The organism is Streptomyces sp. NPDC018263 (genome assembly GCF_055562575.1).
Genome location: NZ_JBVHFA010000008.1, coordinates 108479 through 123913, shown reverse-complemented (window position 1 = coordinate 123913; position 15435 = coordinate 108479). Strand labels below are relative to the sequence as shown.

The 15435-nt window shown below is 72.2% G+C and carries 13 protein-coding genes; 5 read left to right on the top strand and 8 right to left on the bottom strand.

Annotated features, from left to right (window positions below):
* Positions 1-3: 3 nt before the first annotated feature.
* The 3 genes from ACZ3HQ_RS23420 to ACZ3HQ_RS23410 form a co-directional block, all read right to left on the bottom strand.
* Positions 4-828 carry a thioredoxin domain-containing protein gene (locus ACZ3HQ_RS23420; protein ID WP_467513751.1) on the bottom strand — a complete coding sequence of 275 codons (825 nt, stop codon included), beginning with the start codon at positions 826-828 and terminating at the stop codon, positions 4-6.
* Between the two features lie 103 nt (positions 829-931).
* Positions 932-1639: a hypothetical protein gene (locus tag ACZ3HQ_RS23415; protein ID WP_467513749.1), complete on the bottom strand. Its 708-nt coding sequence runs from the start codon at positions 1637-1639 to the stop codon at positions 932-934.
* Positions 1640-1697: 58 nt separating this feature from the next.
* Positions 1698-3026 carry a DUF2252 domain-containing protein gene (locus ACZ3HQ_RS23410; protein WP_467513747.1) on the bottom strand — a complete coding sequence of 443 codons (1329 nt, stop codon included), beginning with the start codon at positions 3024-3026 and terminating at the stop codon, positions 1698-1700.
* A gap of 209 nt (positions 3027-3235) precedes the next feature.
* On the opposite strand from ACZ3HQ_RS23410, the gene dnaE reads away from it, so the two are divergent.
* On the top strand, positions 3236-6775 hold the full coding sequence (dnaE, locus tag ACZ3HQ_RS23405) for a DNA polymerase III subunit alpha (protein WP_467513745.1): 3540 nt from the start codon (positions 3236-3238) through the stop codon (positions 6773-6775).
* Between the two features lie 93 nt (positions 6776-6868).
* On the opposite strand, the gene ACZ3HQ_RS23400 is transcribed toward dnaE, so the two are convergent.
* The gene (locus tag ACZ3HQ_RS23400; protein WP_167513517.1) at positions 6869-7042 is read right to left on the bottom strand and encodes a hypothetical protein; all 174 of its coding nucleotides are present in this window, start codon (positions 7040-7042) and stop codon (positions 6869-6871) included.
* A gap of 225 nt (positions 7043-7267) precedes the next feature.
* Here ACZ3HQ_RS23400 and ACZ3HQ_RS23395 point away from each other — a divergent pair, with 225 nt between their 5' ends.
* The 4 genes from ACZ3HQ_RS23395 (at position 7268) to ACZ3HQ_RS23380 (ending at position 11188) form a co-directional block, all read left to right on the top strand.
* Entirely contained in the window at positions 7268-8485 is a 1218-nt protein-coding gene (locus ACZ3HQ_RS23395) for an NYN domain-containing protein (RefSeq protein WP_467513743.1), read from the top strand.
* A gap of 79 nt (positions 8486-8564) precedes the next feature.
* Entirely contained in the window at positions 8565-9578 is a 1014-nt protein-coding gene (locus tag ACZ3HQ_RS23390; RefSeq protein ID WP_467513741.1) for an ABC transporter ATP-binding protein, read from the top strand.
* 76 nt (positions 9579-9654) lie between these two features.
* A complete protein-coding gene (locus ACZ3HQ_RS23385) occupies positions 9655-10476 on the top strand; it encodes an ABC transporter permease (protein WP_467513739.1) in 822 nt (273 codons plus the stop codon).
* Positions 10477-10510: 34 nt separating this feature from the next.
* Entirely contained in the window at positions 10511-11188 is a 678-nt protein-coding gene (locus tag ACZ3HQ_RS23380; protein WP_467513737.1) for an AAA family ATPase, read from the top strand.
* A 4-nt stretch (positions 11189-11192) separates the two neighbouring features.
* Here the strand turns inward: ACZ3HQ_RS23380 and ybaK are convergent, their stop codons facing one another.
* The 4 genes from ybaK to ACZ3HQ_RS23360 form a co-directional block, all read right to left on the bottom strand.
* Positions 11193-11693 carry a Cys-tRNA(Pro) deacylase gene (gene ybaK, locus ACZ3HQ_RS23375; protein WP_467513736.1) on the bottom strand — a complete coding sequence of 167 codons (501 nt, stop codon included), beginning with the start codon at positions 11691-11693 and terminating at the stop codon, positions 11193-11195.
* A gap of 24 nt (positions 11694-11717) precedes the next feature.
* Positions 11718-12458: an LON peptidase substrate-binding domain-containing protein gene (locus ACZ3HQ_RS23370; protein ID WP_467513734.1), complete on the bottom strand. Its 741-nt coding sequence runs from the start codon at positions 12456-12458 to the stop codon at positions 11718-11720.
* Positions 12459-12548: 90 nt separating this feature from the next.
* Positions 12549-13565 carry a hypothetical protein gene (locus ACZ3HQ_RS23365; protein WP_467513732.1) on the bottom strand — a complete coding sequence of 339 codons (1017 nt, stop codon included), beginning with the start codon at positions 13563-13565 and terminating at the stop codon, positions 12549-12551.
* 166 nt (positions 13566-13731) lie between these two features.
* Positions 13732-15243, bottom strand: a complete 1512-nt coding sequence (locus ACZ3HQ_RS23360) for an oxidoreductase (protein WP_467514173.1) — start codon at positions 15241-15243, stop codon at positions 13732-13734.
* Positions 15244-15435: the final 192 nt, after the last annotated feature.

Here is a 15435-nt window from a genome sequence, read left to right as displayed (position 1 = left end):
GGCTCAGCCCTTGAGGGCCTTGGTGATCGCGGTGACGTACTCGCCCTGCGTCATCGGCGCGTTCTGGCCGTCGGAACCGGTGACCTTCTTGCCGTCCATCAGCAGCGTCGGCGTGCCCTGGAAGCCGTACTTCTTGCCGTCCGTGTTGAACTTGTCGCTCATCACCAGCGCCCACTTGTCGTAGGTGCCGTCCTTCACCGCCTTCTGGAAGGCCGCGTTGCCCTTGAGCGCGGGCACGGTGTCGGCCACCTTGATCAGGTAGTCGTCGCTCTTGAACTTGTCCTCCTGCTCGTCGGGGTGGTACTTCGCCGAGTACAGCGCCGACTTGTACTTGAGGAACGCCTCCGGGTCGACGTTCAGGGCCGCGCCGAGCGCGCTGAGCGCGTTCTTGGAGCCCTCGCCCGGGATGTTGTCGTCGATGAAGGTCGCGCCGACGTACTGGAGCTTGTACTTGCCGTCCGCGACGTCCTTGTCCACCGTGGCGCCGGACGCCTGCTCGAACTGGGCGCAGACCGGGCAGCGCGGGTCCTCGTACATCGTGAGGGTCTTCTTCGCGGTGTCCTTGCCGATGACGACCGTCGTGCCGTCCTTGCCCGTGGTGTGGGCGGGCTTGACCAGGGTGGCCTTCTCGGCCGCGTCCCAGCCGCTCGGCTTGCTGTTCTGGACGACCGCGTAACCTATGCCGCCCGCGGCGGCGAGCACCGCCACCACCGACAGGCCGACGATCGCCTGCCGCTTCACCTTGTCCCGCTTGGCCTGCCGCTCGCGCTCCTCGCGCAGCCGCTCCCGCGCCGCCGTCTTCGCCGCCTGGGTGTTCCGCTTGCTCATGTTGGTGATCTCCATAGGGGACGCGCACATGCCGTACGCGAGGTACGTGTGCGCGGGTTACGTGTGGGGAACTGGGTCGTGCTCGGGATCGCCCGGAGTCCGCTCAGGGGCGGGCGAGGGCGACGGAGCGCGGCGGTCCGCGCCGTCCCAGGGAGTGCGCGAGGAGCAGGGCCCGCGCGGCGGCCGGACACGGCGCCGGGCGGGGCGTCCGGCGGGCCGGGGCCGGCCGGACCGCACCGGCGGCGACCGCCAGCAGCAGCGGCCGGAACGTGGTCGCGGCGAGGGCCCGCACCAGCTCGGCCAGGGCCCGCTCGCCCCGGCGCAGCCAGGCGGCGGCCACCAGCCCCACCCCGAGGTGCGCGGCGAGCAGCAGCCAGGAGGCGGCCGGGTCGGTGTGCGCGAGCAGCGCGCCCGCGCGGTCCGGGGAGCCGGAGACACCGGCGCCACCGGAGACATGGGCCAGCGGGCCGCCCACGGCGCCGCCCCGGCACAGCAGGTCCAGGCCCACCGCGTGCAGCGGGCCGGTGACCGGGCCGCCGGCCCGGCCGTAGCAGGCGTGCTGGCCGGTGGTGAACACCGTGTCGGCGGCCAGTTCCAGCGGGACCAGCAGGGCCGCGATCGGGCCGAAGCCGCGCTCCCGGCCCGCCAGGGCGTACGCGGCGGTGAACACCCCGGCGGCGACCGCGAGCACGGTCGCCACCGGCAGCGGGGACCGGGACAGCAGCACGTGCGACGCGGTGCTGAGCGTCACGGTGAAGGCCGTGAACAGCGCCGCGCGCACGGCTCTGAGCTGGGTCCCGGATATGTCCATAGCGAGAGGAGAGTGTGTCACGGACCGCCGTGAGACACCCGTAAAGGGTGTGCGGCGGCTACAGCCCCGGAATCCGGCCGTTGCGGAACAGGTCCAGGAAGGTCTGGTGGTCGGCGCGGGCCCGGGCGCCGTAGCTGTGCGCGAAGTCCACCAGCAGGGGCGCGAAGCCCTCCTCGTCGGCCGCGAGCGCCGCGTCGATGGCCCGCTCGGTGGAGAACGGCACCAGGGACTCGCCCGAGGTGGTCTCGTCCGCCGCCGCGTGCATGGTGGCCGTGGCCCGGCCGAGGTCGGCGACGACGGCCGCGATCTCCTCCGGGTCGTCGATGTCGCTCCAGTCCAGGTCGACCGCGTACGGCGAGATCTCGGCGACCAACTGGCCCGCGCCGTCCAGCTCGGTCCAGCCCAGCCACGGGTCGGCGTGCGCCTGGAGGGCGCGCTGGGAGATCACCGTGCGGTGACCCTCGTGCTGGAAGTACCCGGCGATGGCCGGGTCCGTGATGTGCCGGGAGACGGCCGGGGTCTGCGCCTGCTTGATGTAGATCACCACATCGTTCTCCAGTGCGTCCGTCGCCCCCTCCAGCAGGATGTTGTACGAGGGCAGCCCCGCCGAGCCGATGCCGATGCCCCGCCGCCCCACGACGTCCTTGACCCGGTAGGACTCCGGGCGGGCCAGCGAGGTCTCCGGGAGCGTCTCCAGGTAGCCGTCGAAGGCGGCCAGCACCTTGTACCGGGTGGCCGCGTCCAGCTCGACCGAGCCGCCGCCCGGCGCGAACCGGCGCTCGAAGTCGCGGATCTCCGTCATCGACTCCAGCAGCCCGAACCGGGTCAGCGAGCGGGCGTCGCGCAGCGCGTCCAGCAGCGGGCCCTGCGCGGTGTCCAGGGTGAAGGGCGGCACCTCGTCGTCCTTGGCGCCGGTGGCCAGGGCGCGGATGCGCTCGCGGTAGGCGACGGCGTAGATCGTCACCAGCTCGGTGATCTGCTCGTCGCTGAGCGCCTTCGCGTACCCGATCAGCGCGACGGAGGCGGCCAAGCGCTTGAGGTCCCAGGTGAAGGGGCCGACGTACGCCTCGTCGAAGTCGTTGACGTTGAAGACCAGGCGGCCGTTGGAGTCCATGTAGGTGCCGAAGTTCTCGGCGTGCAGGTCGCCGTGCACCCACACCCGCGAGGTGCGCTCGTCCAGGTACGGGCCGCCCCGCTTCTCGGCGTCGAGGTCGTGGTAGAAGAGGCTCGCCGTGCCCCGGTAGAAGGCGAAGGCGCTCGCGGCCATCTTGCGGAACTTCACCCGGAACGCGGCCGGGTCCGCGGCCAGCAGCCGGCCGAAGGCGGTGTCGAAGACGGCGAGGATCTCCTCGCCGCGCTGCTCGTCGCTGAGCTGGGAAACCGACATCGCGGGGTGCCTCCTGGTGCGGATCGTGCGGGGGATTTACGCGGGAACACGGGGGAGCCGTACCGCCGCGTCCCCCCGTCCACAACGGGCGACGCCGCGCCGGAGTGCCCGGTTCCCACCTGAAGGTACGCGGACCGGACCCGGTGGTGTCAGTGCCGGGGCATAGACTTCCTCGCTGTCCCCTTCCTGTTCATCCGGAGGCCGAAACCGTGTCGAAGCCGCCCTTCACGCACCTGCACGTCCACACCCAGTACTCGCTGCTGGACGGTGCCGCGCGGCTCAAGGACATGTTCAACGCCTGCAATGAGATGGGCATGACGCACATCGCCATGTCCGACCACGGCAACCTGCACGGGGCGTACGACTTCTTCCACTCCGCGAAGAAGGCCGGGATCACCCCGATCATCGGGATCGAGGCGTATGTCGCCCCCGAGTCCCGGCGCAACAAGCGCAAGATCCAGTGGGGCCAGCCGCACCAGAAGCGGGACGACGTCTCCGGCTCCGGCGGTTACACCCACAAGACGATGTGGGCGGTGAACAAGACCGGCCTGCACAACATCTTCCGGCTGTCCTCCGACGCGTACGCCGAGGGCTGGCTCCAGAAGTGGCCCCGGATGGACAAGGAGACCATCTCCAAGTGGTCCGAGGGGATCGTGGCCTCCACCGGCTGCCCCTCCGGCGAGGTGCAGACCCGGCTCCGGCTCGGCCAGTTCGACGAGGCCCTCAAGGCCGCCTCCGACTACCAGGACATCTTCGGCAAGGACAAGTACTTCCTGGAGCTGATGGACCACGGCATCGACATCGAGCACCGGGTCCGCGACGGCCTGCTGGAGATCGGCAAGAAGCTCGGCATCCCGCCGCTGGTCACCAACGACTCGCACTACACCTACGCGCACGAGGCGGCCGCCCACGACGCCCTGCTGTGCATCCAGACCGGCAAGAACCTCTCCGAGCCCGGCCGCTTCAAGTTCGACGGCACCGGCTACTACCTGAAGTCCACGGACGAGATGTACGCCATCGACTCCTCCGACGCCTGGCAGGAGGGCTGCGCCAACACCCTCCTGGTGGCGGAGATGGTCGACACCACGGGCATGTTCGAGGCCAAGAACCTCATGCCCAAGTTCGACATCCCCGAGGGCTACACCGAGGTCACCTGGTTCAAGGAGGAAGTGCGCCGGGGCATGGAGCGCCGCTTCCCCGACGGCATCCCCGACGACCGCCAGAAGCAGGCCGAGTACGAGATGGACGTCATCATCTCGATGGGCTTCCCCGGCTACTTCCTCGTGGTCGCCGACTTCATCATGTGGGCCAAGAACAACGGCATCGCGGTCGGTCCCGGCCGAGGCTCCGCGGCCGGCTCGATCGTCGCCTACGCTATGGGCATCACCGACCTCGACCCGATCCCGCACGGCCTGATCTTCGAGCGGTTCCTCAACCCCGAGCGCATCTCGATGCCCGATGTCGACATCGACTTCGACGAGCGCAGGCGCGTCGAGGTGATCCGGTACGTGACCGAGAAGTACGGCGCCGACAAGGTCGCCATGATCGGCACCTACGGCACCATCAAGGCCAAGAACGCGATCAAGGACTCCGCGCGCGTGCTGGGCTACCCGTACGCGATGGGCGACCGGATCACCAAGGCGATGCCCGCCGACGTCCTCGGCAAGGGCATCAACATCGACGGCATCACCAACCCCGAGCACCCCCGTTACTCGGAGGCGGGCGAGGTCCGGGCGATGTACGAGAACGAACCGGACGTGAAGAAGGTCATCGACACCGCGCGCGGTGTGGAGGGCCTGGTCCGGCAGATGGGTGTGCACGCCGCCGGCGTGATCATGTCCAGCGAGACCATCACCGAGCACGTCCCGGTGTGGGTGAGGCACACCGACGGCGTGACCATCACCCAGTGGGACTACCCGAGCTGTGAGTCGCTCGGCCTGCTGAAGATGGACTTCCTGGGTCTGCGCAACCTCACGATCATGGACGACGCCGTCAAGATGGTGAAGGCCAACAAGGGGATCGACATCGATCTCCTGAGCCTCCCGCTCGACGACCCCAAGACCTTCGAGTTGCTCCAGCGCGGCGACACCCTGGGCGTCTTCCAGTTCGACGGCGGCCCCATGCGCTCGCTGCTGCGCCTGATGAAGCCGGACAACTTCGAAGACATCTCCGCCGTCTCGGCCCTGTATCGGCCGGGCCCGATGGGCATGAACTCCCACACGAACTACGCGCTGCGCAAGAACGGGCAGCAGGAGATCACGCCGATCCACCCGGAGCTGGAGGAGCCGCTCCGGGAGGTCCTGGACGTCACCTACGGCCTGATCGTGTACCAGGAGCAGGTGCAGAAGGCCGCCCAGATCATCGCGGGCTACTCGCTCGGCGAGGCCGACATCCTCCGCCGTGTGATGGGCAAGAAGAAGCCCGAGGAACTGGCGAAGAACTTCGTCCTGTTCCAGAAGGGCGCCCGCGACAAGGGCTTCAGCGACGAGGCCATCCAGGCGCTGTGGGACGTGCTGGTCCCCTTCGCCGGATACGCGTTCAACAAGGCGCACTCCGCCGCGTACGGCCTGGTGTCCTACTGGACCGCCTATCTCAAGGCCAACTACCCGGCCGAGTACATGGCCGGTCTGCTGACCTCGGTCAAGGACGACAAGGACAAGTCGGCCGTCTACCTCAACGAGTGCCGGCGCATGGGCATCAAGGTGCTCCCGCCGAACGTCAACGAGTCGGAGTCCAACTTCGCCGCCCAGGGCGACGACGTGATCCTCTTCGGCCTCTCCGCGGTGCGCAACGTGGGCACCAACGTGGTCGAGGCGATCATCCGCGGCCGCAAGACCAAGGGGAAGTACCTCTCCTTCCCGGACTACCTCGACAAGGTCGAGGCGGTCGCCTGCAACAAGCGCACCACCGAGTCGCTGATCAAGGCCGGCGCCTTCGACTCGATGAACCACACCCGCAAGGGCCTCACCGCGCAGTACGAGCCGATGATCGACAACGTGGTCGCGGTCAAGCGCAAGGAGGCCGAGGGGCAGTTCGACCTCTTCGGCGGCATGGGCGACGACGCCGGCGACGAGCCCGGCTTCGGACTCGACGTCCAGTTCACCGACGAGGAGTGGGAGAAGACCTATCTCCTCGCCCAGGAGCGGGAGATGCTCGGTCTCTACGTCTCCGACCACCCGCTCTTCGGCCTGGAGCACGTGCTCTCCGACAAGGCCGACGCGGGCATCTCCCAGTTGACCGGCGGCGAGCACTCCGACGGCGCGGTGGTGACCATCGGCGGCATCATCTCCGGCCTCCAGCGCAAGATGACCAAGCAGGGCAACGCCTGGGCCATCGCCACCGTGGAGGACCTCGCCGGCTCCATCGAGTGCATGTTCTTCCCGGCGACCTACCAGCTCGTCTCGACCCAACTCGTCGAGGACGCCGTGGTGTTCGTCAAGGGCCGGCTCGACAAGCGGGAGGACGTGCCCCGGCTGGTCGCCATGGAGCTCCAGGTCCCCGACCTGTCCAACGCGGGCACCAACGCCCCCGTGGTGCTCACCATCCCGGCGGTCCGGGTCACCCCGCCGATGATCAGCCGCCTCGGCGAGATCCTCACCCATCACAAGGGCGACAGCGAGGTCCGCATCAAGCTCCAGGGCCCGCACAAGACCACCGTGCTGCGCCTGGACCGGCACCGGGTCAAGCCCGACCCCGCGCTCTACGGCGACCTGAAGGTCCTGCTCGGCCCGTCCTGCCTGGCCGGCTGAACCCGGCGGTAACCAGAGCAAAAGGGGCGCACCCCGCGGAGGTGCGCCCCTTTTCGTATGCTCACTGCCGGCACAAATGCCCTGCTAAGGCACTCAGTTGTGGCCGAAGCGCTTGTTCTGCTTGCGGGTGTAGTCCTGCTGGCCGCCCGCGATCTGGGCGGTGGCCTCCTGCGCCTCGGGGGCCTGCTCGGCGGAGCGCTGGGACTGCTCGGCCTGGGAAGCGCGGTTCTTCGGGCCGGTCTGCTTGCGGTTCTTGTTCTTGGCCATGGGGATCTGCCTCCTGAAGGGGGTCTAGGGGCCAGGGCCGAAATTAGATTCACATACGCTGACATCAAGCGCATGTCGGATAATTACCGTGTGTGACAGGGTTGGTGGGGACACCGGCTCCCGAAACGCCACGCCGAAGATCGAGTTCCGGCCGTTAACCCCCGCGCGGTCGGGCAGACTCGAAGGAACGCCGAAGCAATACCTCCCGGAAAGAGGGTGAGTCGCGTGGACCGCTGCATCGTCCTGGTGGACGCCGGGTATCTGCTGGGAGCCGCCGCGAGCCTCCTCGCCGGTGAGCCCTCGCGGTCCCGGATCATCGTCGACCACACCGCGCTCATCCAGGCGCTGCGCGAACGCGCCGAGTCCGAGACCGGCCGCCCGCTGCTGCGCATCTACTGGTTCGACGGCGCCCCCGACCGCGTCCCCCAGCCGGAGCACCGCAGGCTCCGGGTGATGCCCCGGGTGACCGTCCGGCTCGGCGCCCTGACCAGAAGCGACGGCCGCTGGGCGCAGAAGGGCGTCGACGCGGCCATGCACGCCGAGCTGACCGAGCTGGCCCGCAACCGCGCCTGCTCCGACATCGTCCTGGTCACCGGCGACGGCGATCTGCTGCCCGGCATGATGGCGGCCAAGGAGCACGGCGTCGCCGTCCACCTGTGGGCCGTGCAGGCCGCCGACGGCGACTACAACCAGTCCGAGGACCTGGTCGCCGAGGCCGACGAACGGCGCGTGCTGGACCGGGCCTGGATCATCAAGGCCGTCCGCGCCAAGGAACTGACCGGCGTCTGCGCCCCGCCCCCGGCGCCGCGCCCCGAGATCGCCGCGATCCTCTCCGCCCCGCTGCCCGAGTCCGCGCCCAACGGCCGCGAGCGCACCGCCGAGGACGACACCCACCGCCCGGCCGCCACCGCCCCGGAGAACGGCACCCAGGACCGGGCCGCCGCCCACAAGGGCGTCCCCACCCCCAAGGACCTGGCCGCGCTGCGCACCCCCGGCGCCCCGCCCGCGCAGCCCCCGACGAGCGCCACCCTGCGCTGGTCCTCCGACAAGGGCTGGGTCGACCGGCCGGGCACCGCCGCCGAACCGCCGGAGGTCGCCGCCATGCCGACGCTGGCCCAGCTCACCACCGCCGAGCAGCGCTGGGCCGACCGCGAGGAGGACATCACCACGGTCGGCGGCGACCCCTACGAGGTCGGGCAGGTCTTCGCCCGCCGCTGGATGGCCCGGCTCGGCGACCAGGGCCACCTCCAGCGGCTGTCCGCGATGTACCCGCGCATCCCGCACCGCATCGACGGCGAGCTGCTGCGCTACGCGGCCCGCTTCGGCCTGCTCGCCCACAAGGACGACCAGATCGACGAGCACGACCGTTACGCCATCCGGGCGGGGTTCTGGCGGGAGTTCGACGTCCCGGCCGCGGCGGAGAACGCCTCCGCCGGGGAGTGAACGCGCCCTGACCGGCGGATGCCGAGATGAGGTGCCCCAAAGGCGAGTAAAGGGGCCGCACCGCGTAGTCTCGTCCCTCGTGACCACGCGCGCGGGAGAGCCACTCAGGTACGACGACGTCGTACGCGTGCGCGCGCTCAGCAAGACCTATCCGCCCGTCAAGGGGCGGCGCGGAGCGGCCGGGGCGCCGGAGGTGCGGGCCACCGACGAGGTGACCCTGGACGTGCGGCACGGTGAGATCTTCGGGCTGCTCGGCCCGAACGGCGCCGGCAAGTCCACCCTGGTCCGCCAGCTCACCGGGCTGCTGCGCCCCGACTCCGGCAGCGTCGAGATCCTCGGCCACGACATCGTGCGCCACCCCGAGCGGGCCGCCCGCATCCTCGCCTACCTCGGCCAGGAGTCCTCCGCGCTGGACGAGCTGACCGTCGCGCTGGCCGCCGAGACCACCGGCCGGCTGCGCGGCCTGGAGGCACGGGCCGCCCGCGCCGAGCGCGACGCCGTCCTGGACGAGCTGGGCCTCGCCCCGCTCGCCGGGCGCCCGCTGAAGAAGCTGTCCGGCGGCCAGCGGCGGCTCGCCTGCCTGGCCGCCGCGCTCGTCGGCGCGCGCCCGCTGCTGGTGCTGGACGAGCCGACCACCGGCATGGACCCGGTGGCCCGGCGGGCGGTCTGGGCCGCCGTCGACCGGCGCCGCGCCGAGCAGGGTGCGACCGTGCTGCTGGTCACCCACAACGTCATCGAGGCCGAGACCGTCCTCGACCGGGTCGCCGTGCTCGACCAGGGCCGGGTGATCGCCTGCGACACCCCGGCCGGGCTCAAGGAGCGGGTCTCCGGCGAGGTCCGGGTCGAGCTGGTCTGGCGGGAGCAGGCGCCGCTGGACGTGCCCGAGGTCGCGGTCCTGCGGGAGCGGGCCGTGGAGGCCGGGCGCCGCTGGACGCTCCGGCTCGCCCCCGAGGAGGCGCGGGCCGCCGTGGCCACCGTCACCGGCGGGGCGGCCTTCGCCGCGCTGGACGACTTCACCCTGGCCACGCCGAGCCTGGAGGACGTCTACCTGGCCCTTGGCGGGGCCGCACGGCAGGGGCTGGTCAAGGCGTGAGCACGGTCCTGATCGCATCCGTACGGTCTTCGGGGGACGTCTGTCCGGCCGCCGTCGTCAAGAGGAGCAGCGCGTCGTGAGTGTCGTACCCGCCGAGGTCCTGCCGGGCGCCGCGAGGAGCGTGCCGGGGCAGGCGCGGCGCGCGGCCGAGCTGGGGCCGCCCGTGCGGCTGTGGCCGTCGCTGGCCGCCGTCTACCGGGCCCAGTTGTCGCGGGCCCGGGTGGCGCGCATCCCGCTGCTGTTCGTGGCGACCTTCCAGTCGGTCGGCATCGCCGTGATGATGCGGGGCGTCGTGGACGACGGGCCCGAGGCGCAGGCCGTGGTCGCCGGGTCCTCGGTGCTGGTCGTCGCCTACGTGGCGCTGAACCTGCTCTCGCAGTACTTCGGCCAGTTGCGCGCCAGCGGCGGGCTCGACCACTACGCCACGCTGCCCGTGCCGCCCGCCGCCGTGGTGCTGGGCGCGGCGGCCGCGTACGCCTCCTTCACCGTGCCGGGGACGCTGGTCACCGCGGTCGTGGGCTGCGCGCTGTTCGGGCTGCCGCTGTCCAACCTGTGGGTGCTGCTGGCGGTGATCCCGCTGGCCGGGGCCGCGCTGTCCGGGCTCGGCGCCGCCTGCGGGCTGCTCGCCCCGCGCCCCGAACTCGCCACGCTGCTCGGCCAGCTCGGCATGTCGGCGGCGCTGCTGCTCGGCGTGCTGCCCGCCGACCGGATGCCCGGCGTCGTGCGCTTCGCCCGCGACCTGCTGCCCTCGACCTACGGGGTGGAGGCGTACGCGCGCACCTTCGGCCCGGACCCCGACTGGGCGGTGGTCCTCGCTGACCTGGGCGTGTGCGCGGGCGTCGGAGTGATCTCGCTGGCCGTGGCCACCCGCGCGTACCGCCGGGCCGCCGTCCGGTGACGCGGCGCGCGACGCGACCTGGCACGATGTCAGGGTGACCGCACCGCTGACTCCGCCACCGCCGCCGCACGACGACTTCGCGCATCAGCACGGAGGGGGCCCCGCGGGCGGGACACCGGTCACGGACCCGTACGGACAGGACGGCCCCGGTATGAAGACCGAAGTACGCGAAGCCGTCGTCGTGGCCGTGGCGGTGGCGCTCTCCGGGGTGCTGCTCGGACTGCTGTGGTGGTGGCTGGCTCCGCACGTGCCGCTCGTGGGCGAGGAGACCGACCGGAGCTGGGTGGTCTACCTCAAGGACACCGAGGGCGAGCAGGCGGCCGGGGTGGACGGCACCTTCGCCCTGCTGGGCCTGGCGTTTGGCCTGGTCAGCGCGGTGGTGGTGTTCCTGCTGCGGCGGCGCGGAGGCGTGCCGCTGGTGGTGGGCCTCGGTGTCGGCGGGCTGCTCGCCTCGCTGCTGGGCTGGCGGCTCGGCGTCTGGCTGGGTCCGACCTCGGACGTCATCGCGCACGCCAAGGCGGTCGGCGCGGGCGTCACCTTCCCGGCCCCGCTCCGGCTCGGTGCCAAGGGCGCCCTGCTGGCCTGGCCGCTGGGCGCGCTCCTGGTCCATCTGGGTCTGACGGCCCTCTTCGGCCCCCGCGACCCCGACCCGTTCGAGCAGGGCCCGTACGACCACGAGCCGCGGGGCCCGTACGGGACGCCGCCCGCGTAAGGGATCAGCCGCGGCCGATGGGTGCCAGGACCGCCTTGGTCAGGGTGGCCAGGTCGGCCGGGGCGAGTTCGACCTCCAGGCCGCGCCGGCCCGCCGAGACGCAGATGGTGGGGTGGTCCCCTGCCGACTCGTCCAGCACGGTGGGGAGCTTCTTGCGCTGGCCCAGCGGGGAGATGCCGCCGCGTACGTAGCCGGTGGTGCGCTCGGCGAGCGCGGGGTCGGCCATCGCCGCCCGCTTGCCGCCGACGGCCGCGGCCAGCGCCTTCAGATCCAGCGTGCCGGAGACCGGGACCACGGCGACGGTCAGGGCGCCGTCCACGTCGGCCACCAGGGTCTTGAAGACGCGGTCGGGGGAGACGCCCATCGCCTCGGCCGCCTCCTCGCCGTAGGAGGGGTGGGCCGGGTCGTGCTCGTAGGAGTGGACCGTGTGGTCCACGCCCGCCGCGGTGAGCGCCACCGTGGCGGGCGTGCCGCCCGCCTGCTGCTTCTTGGACTTCTTCGCCATCGCGGGTGCCGGCCCTCTGTTCCCTCAGTTCAGACTGGTACGCGCCCGCGTCAGCTCGAACGCGGGCAGTGACGGCAGACTACGGATGATCGCCGTCTCCGCGCGAAGCAGTTTCAGCTCGTCCCGCAGCCGGGACGCGGTGTCCGGCGCCTGGAGGAGCCGCTGCTTGGTCGGGGTGTCCAGCACCATGGCCGCCGCCACCAGGTAGGAGATCACACTGGGCTCGTCCGGCAGGTCGGAGTCGGCGGAGATGGAGCGCTCATGGGCGCCCGCCAGCCGCTTCTGGTACTGCTGGAAGGAGCGCAGCACCCCCTCGGCGAGCGCCCCCGCCTCGTCGCCGGGCTCCTCCGGCAGCTCCTCCACCTCGGCGGTCAGGAACGCCCCGGAGTCGTCCACCGAGAGCAGCCGTACGCGCGTGGTGCCCGTGCACAGCACCTCGAAGGTGCCGTCGGGCCGCTCCCGGATGGTCGCGGCGTCGGCCACGCAGGCCACCCGGTGCAGCGCCTTGAGCGGGTCGGAGCCGAAGCCGGCCGCCGGGCCCTCCTCGGTGTCGGCGTCGGGGTCCGGCAGTCCCGTGCCGCTCGGCGCCACCTGGTGGCCGTCGCGGATCGCTACGACGACGAACCGGCGCGGCTCGTCCTCCGGGGTCTTCAGCAGCTCGCGCATGATGGCGCGATACCGCTCCTCGAAGACGGACAGCGGCAGCACGAGTCCCGGGAACAGCGCCGTGTTCAGCGGGAAGAGGGGCAGGCGGGCGGTGGTCACGACGCCCCAGCCTAATGGTCCGGCCCGCGGGAGCGTCCGCGGCGCCAGCGGCAGTCTCACCGATCTTGGCCCGGCCGGGCCCCGCCGGACTCAGCCGCGCGAGCGCGGCGGGGTCGGAAGCAGGGCGGCCAGGGCGGCGGGCGGGGCGTCGGCCAGCAGGGCGTCGCGCAGCCGCAGGAAGTGGCCGAGCGGGTCCTCGGACACCCGGCTCCAGGGGTACGAGGTGGCGTACGGGCCGATCAGCGCGAGCTGGGCGCGGGCCTCCTCCCGGCGCTCCAGGCGCAGCAGGACGTAGAGCAGCTTGTTGCGGACCTGGGCGAGACGGGGGTCGGCGGCCGGGAAGCGGGCCGAGAGGGCCACCGCTCGGTCGGCCGCCGCGTGCAGCCGCTCCTGGGGCACCTCGGGGCCGCAGGCGTCGGTGAGGTAGCCGAAGGCGGCGCGCAGCGGGAGTGCCTGCACCAGCGAGCCGGACGGGGCGTCCTGGGCGGCCGGCTCGGCGAAGTCGAAGCACTCGCGGTGCGAGCCGTGCCAGAACGTGGCCAGATAGCGCAGCGCGGCCACATGGCAGCCGTAGTGGTGCGGGGAGCGGCGTACTGCCGCCTCCCACAGCTCCTCGAAGTAGCGGTGGCCCGCGCGGGAGCCGCGCGCGTGGTCCAGCGCGATGCGCCACGGCACCGGGTCGCGGTCGTCGGCGCGGGCGGCGGCCGTGATCAGCGGGCTGGCCTCGCGCAGCAGCTCGGCGCGGCCCGGCGAGGGCCAGGCGCGGTCCACGGCCAACTGGGCGCCGACGAGCAGCCCGCCCGGATCGCCCGGTTCGGCCGCGCGCCACGCCTCGAACCACTCGGGGCGGGAGCGGGCGAAGGCGGCGAGCCGGGTGGCGTACGCATCGCGCTCCTCCCACTGGGCCGCCGCGCGGGTGGCCGCGAGGAGGGCGGCGGCGACCGCGAACTCGCCCTGCCCGGCCGCGACCAGGGCGGGGGAGAGGCGGTCGTCGGGCGCGTCGAGGATGACGTCGTCGGCCGGTGCGGGGGAGTCCGGGCGCGAGGCGCGTCGTGTCTTCCGGGTGGGGCGGAGGAACGCCGGCAGCAGAACCATGGTGCCGACCATTGAAAGTCCGCAGGTCGGGCCCGCGCCAGAGGGTTGGGACAACTTGTGGAAGGTTGTACCGCCGAGGGTCAAGGAACCGCAAAAAGGTAGCTTTTCAGCTATTGTCACGCCCCTGCCACACACAAGGCCCCACAAGGCCCCGCGAGGCCCACGCGCCCCCTCCGGCTCAGCTCCGCCGCAGCAGCCGTGTCGCCCCGGCCGCCACCGACGTCGCCAGCACCCAGCCCAGGATGATCAGCGCCGCCGCCAGCCACGGCCACGCCCCGCGCAGCCGCCACTGGTCGAGCTGGCCCAGGTCGATCACCGGCAGCAGCAGGTCCAGTGTGAGCAACGCCGGGCTCCACGCCGGACGGTCCGCCGAGTGCGCCGGGGGCGGATCGGCCTGCGCGAACGCCAGCGTGCCCGCCGCCCACAGCACCGCCAGCCACAGCGCGGCCCGGCCCGGCCGGTAGCCGTAGGCGACCGTCCAGTCCTGGGCGTACCCCCACAGCTTGGCCGCGAGCGGCAGCGTCTCGCGGCGTCTGCGGTGCTTGGCGAGCAGCACGTCGCGGGCGTCCTCGTCCTCCCCGGCCGCGCGCAGCACGGCGGCCAGCCGCTCGTACGGCTCCGGGTGGTACTCGGCGGTAGCCGCCGCCACCCAGTCCAGCCGGTGCGCCAGCGGGAAGGGCCCGCGCGGTACCAGGTTCTCGTACGCGAAGCCGCTCATCTGGAGGTTGCCCGGCTCCGGCCAACTGCCCACGTGGTCCACCAGGTTGACGATCCGGGCGCCCGACAGCACCACCCGGCCCGACGGCGGCCGGTCCCCGAGGAAGCGCAGCTCGGGCGTCTGCACCCGGCGCAGCGACAGCTCCTGGTCGTCGGTGAGCACGAACCGCGCCCCCTCCAGGTCCACCGCGTCCCCGAACCGCCCGTCGTCCAGCCGTATCCCGCCCCGGCACTCGAACCGCTGCACCCGCGTCCCGCGCGCCGGTGTCGTCCCGCTCAGCAGCGGGCTGCCCACCGCGGCCGGGGTCAGATACAGGGTCCGCTCCACCGTGAGCTGCGGGGCGTTCAGCGCGAGCCGGGCGTACGGGTTGGACAGCCGGGCCCCGCGCAGGCTCAGCGACACCCCGACCTGGGCGCCGCGCAGCCGCAGCTCGCCGTACGACTCCAGCATCTCCGCCTGGAGGTCCTGGCCCACCGTCATGCCGTCCGCCGTGATGGACCGCCCGCCCCGGTCCCGGTGCGCCACCGCCTGGTTCAGCATCAGGTCGGTGCCTATCCGGGCGTCGGTCAGCCGGATGCCGGTACGGAAGCGGCAGCGCGCCAGATGCAGATCGCCCTCGGTACGCACCCGCGCCGCCTCCAGGCGGGGCACCGCGCAGTCCACCAGGCGCACGGTGGTGAAATGCGCCTCCGGCATGCGGACCTCGTCGTCGAACCGGCAGCCGCGCAGCTCCATGTACGGCGTGACGGTGCCGCCCGCCAGGTCCACGGTGCCGGTGATCCTCACCCCCGTCAGCTTCAGCGAGGAGACCCGGCCCGCGAGCGCGGGCGGGCCGTCCAGCAGCAGCCAGCACACCACCCGCGCCCGCACACTGCGCTCCGGACCCCAGGGGATGCCGCCGTGCGGATCGTCCACGCCGAGCTCGCCGCTGCTCAGGTCGTACACGCTGCCGTTGCGGAACGCCTGCCACATGCCCGCCTCGGCCGGGGTCAGATCGTCCGGCAGCTCCTCGGCGCCCGGACCCGCCGTCAGTACCTCGGTCACCGCGGCTCCTCTCCCGCGAGCCGGCCACGGGCGTCACCGCCCGGCCCGCCGCCCACGTCCGTCCCACACGTCGTTCCCCGGCTCATGCCCGCTGAGTGACGGGTTCGACACACAAAGTGA

Excerpts from the sequence above, each read along its gene's own strand:
- ACZ3HQ_RS23420 (WP_467513751.1), bottom strand. The coding sequence starts at position 828 with ATGAGCAAGCGGAACACCCAGGCGGCGAAGACGGCGGCGCGGGAGCGG.
- ACZ3HQ_RS23415 (WP_467513749.1), bottom strand. The coding sequence starts at position 1,639 with ATGGACATATCCGGGACCCAGCTCAGAGCCGTGCGCGCGGCGCTGTTC.
- ACZ3HQ_RS23410 (WP_467513747.1), bottom strand. The coding sequence starts at position 3,026 with ATGTCGGTTTCCCAGCTCAGCGACGAGCAGCGCGGCGAGGAGATCCTC.
- ACZ3HQ_RS23400 (WP_167513517.1), bottom strand. The coding sequence starts at position 7,042 with ATGGCCAAGAACAAGAACCGCAAGCAGACCGGCCCGAAGAACCGCGCT.
- ybaK (WP_467513736.1), bottom strand. The coding sequence starts at position 11,693 with ATGGCGAAGAAGTCCAAGAAGCAGCAGGCGGGCGGCACGCCCGCCACG.
- ACZ3HQ_RS23365 (WP_467513732.1), bottom strand. The coding sequence starts at position 13,565 with ATGGTCGGCACCATGGTTCTGCTGCCGGCGTTCCTCCGCCCCACCCGG.
- ACZ3HQ_RS23360 (WP_467514173.1), bottom strand. The coding sequence starts at position 15,243 with ATGTGGCAGGCGTTCCGCAACGGCAGCGTGTACGACCTGAGCAGCGGC.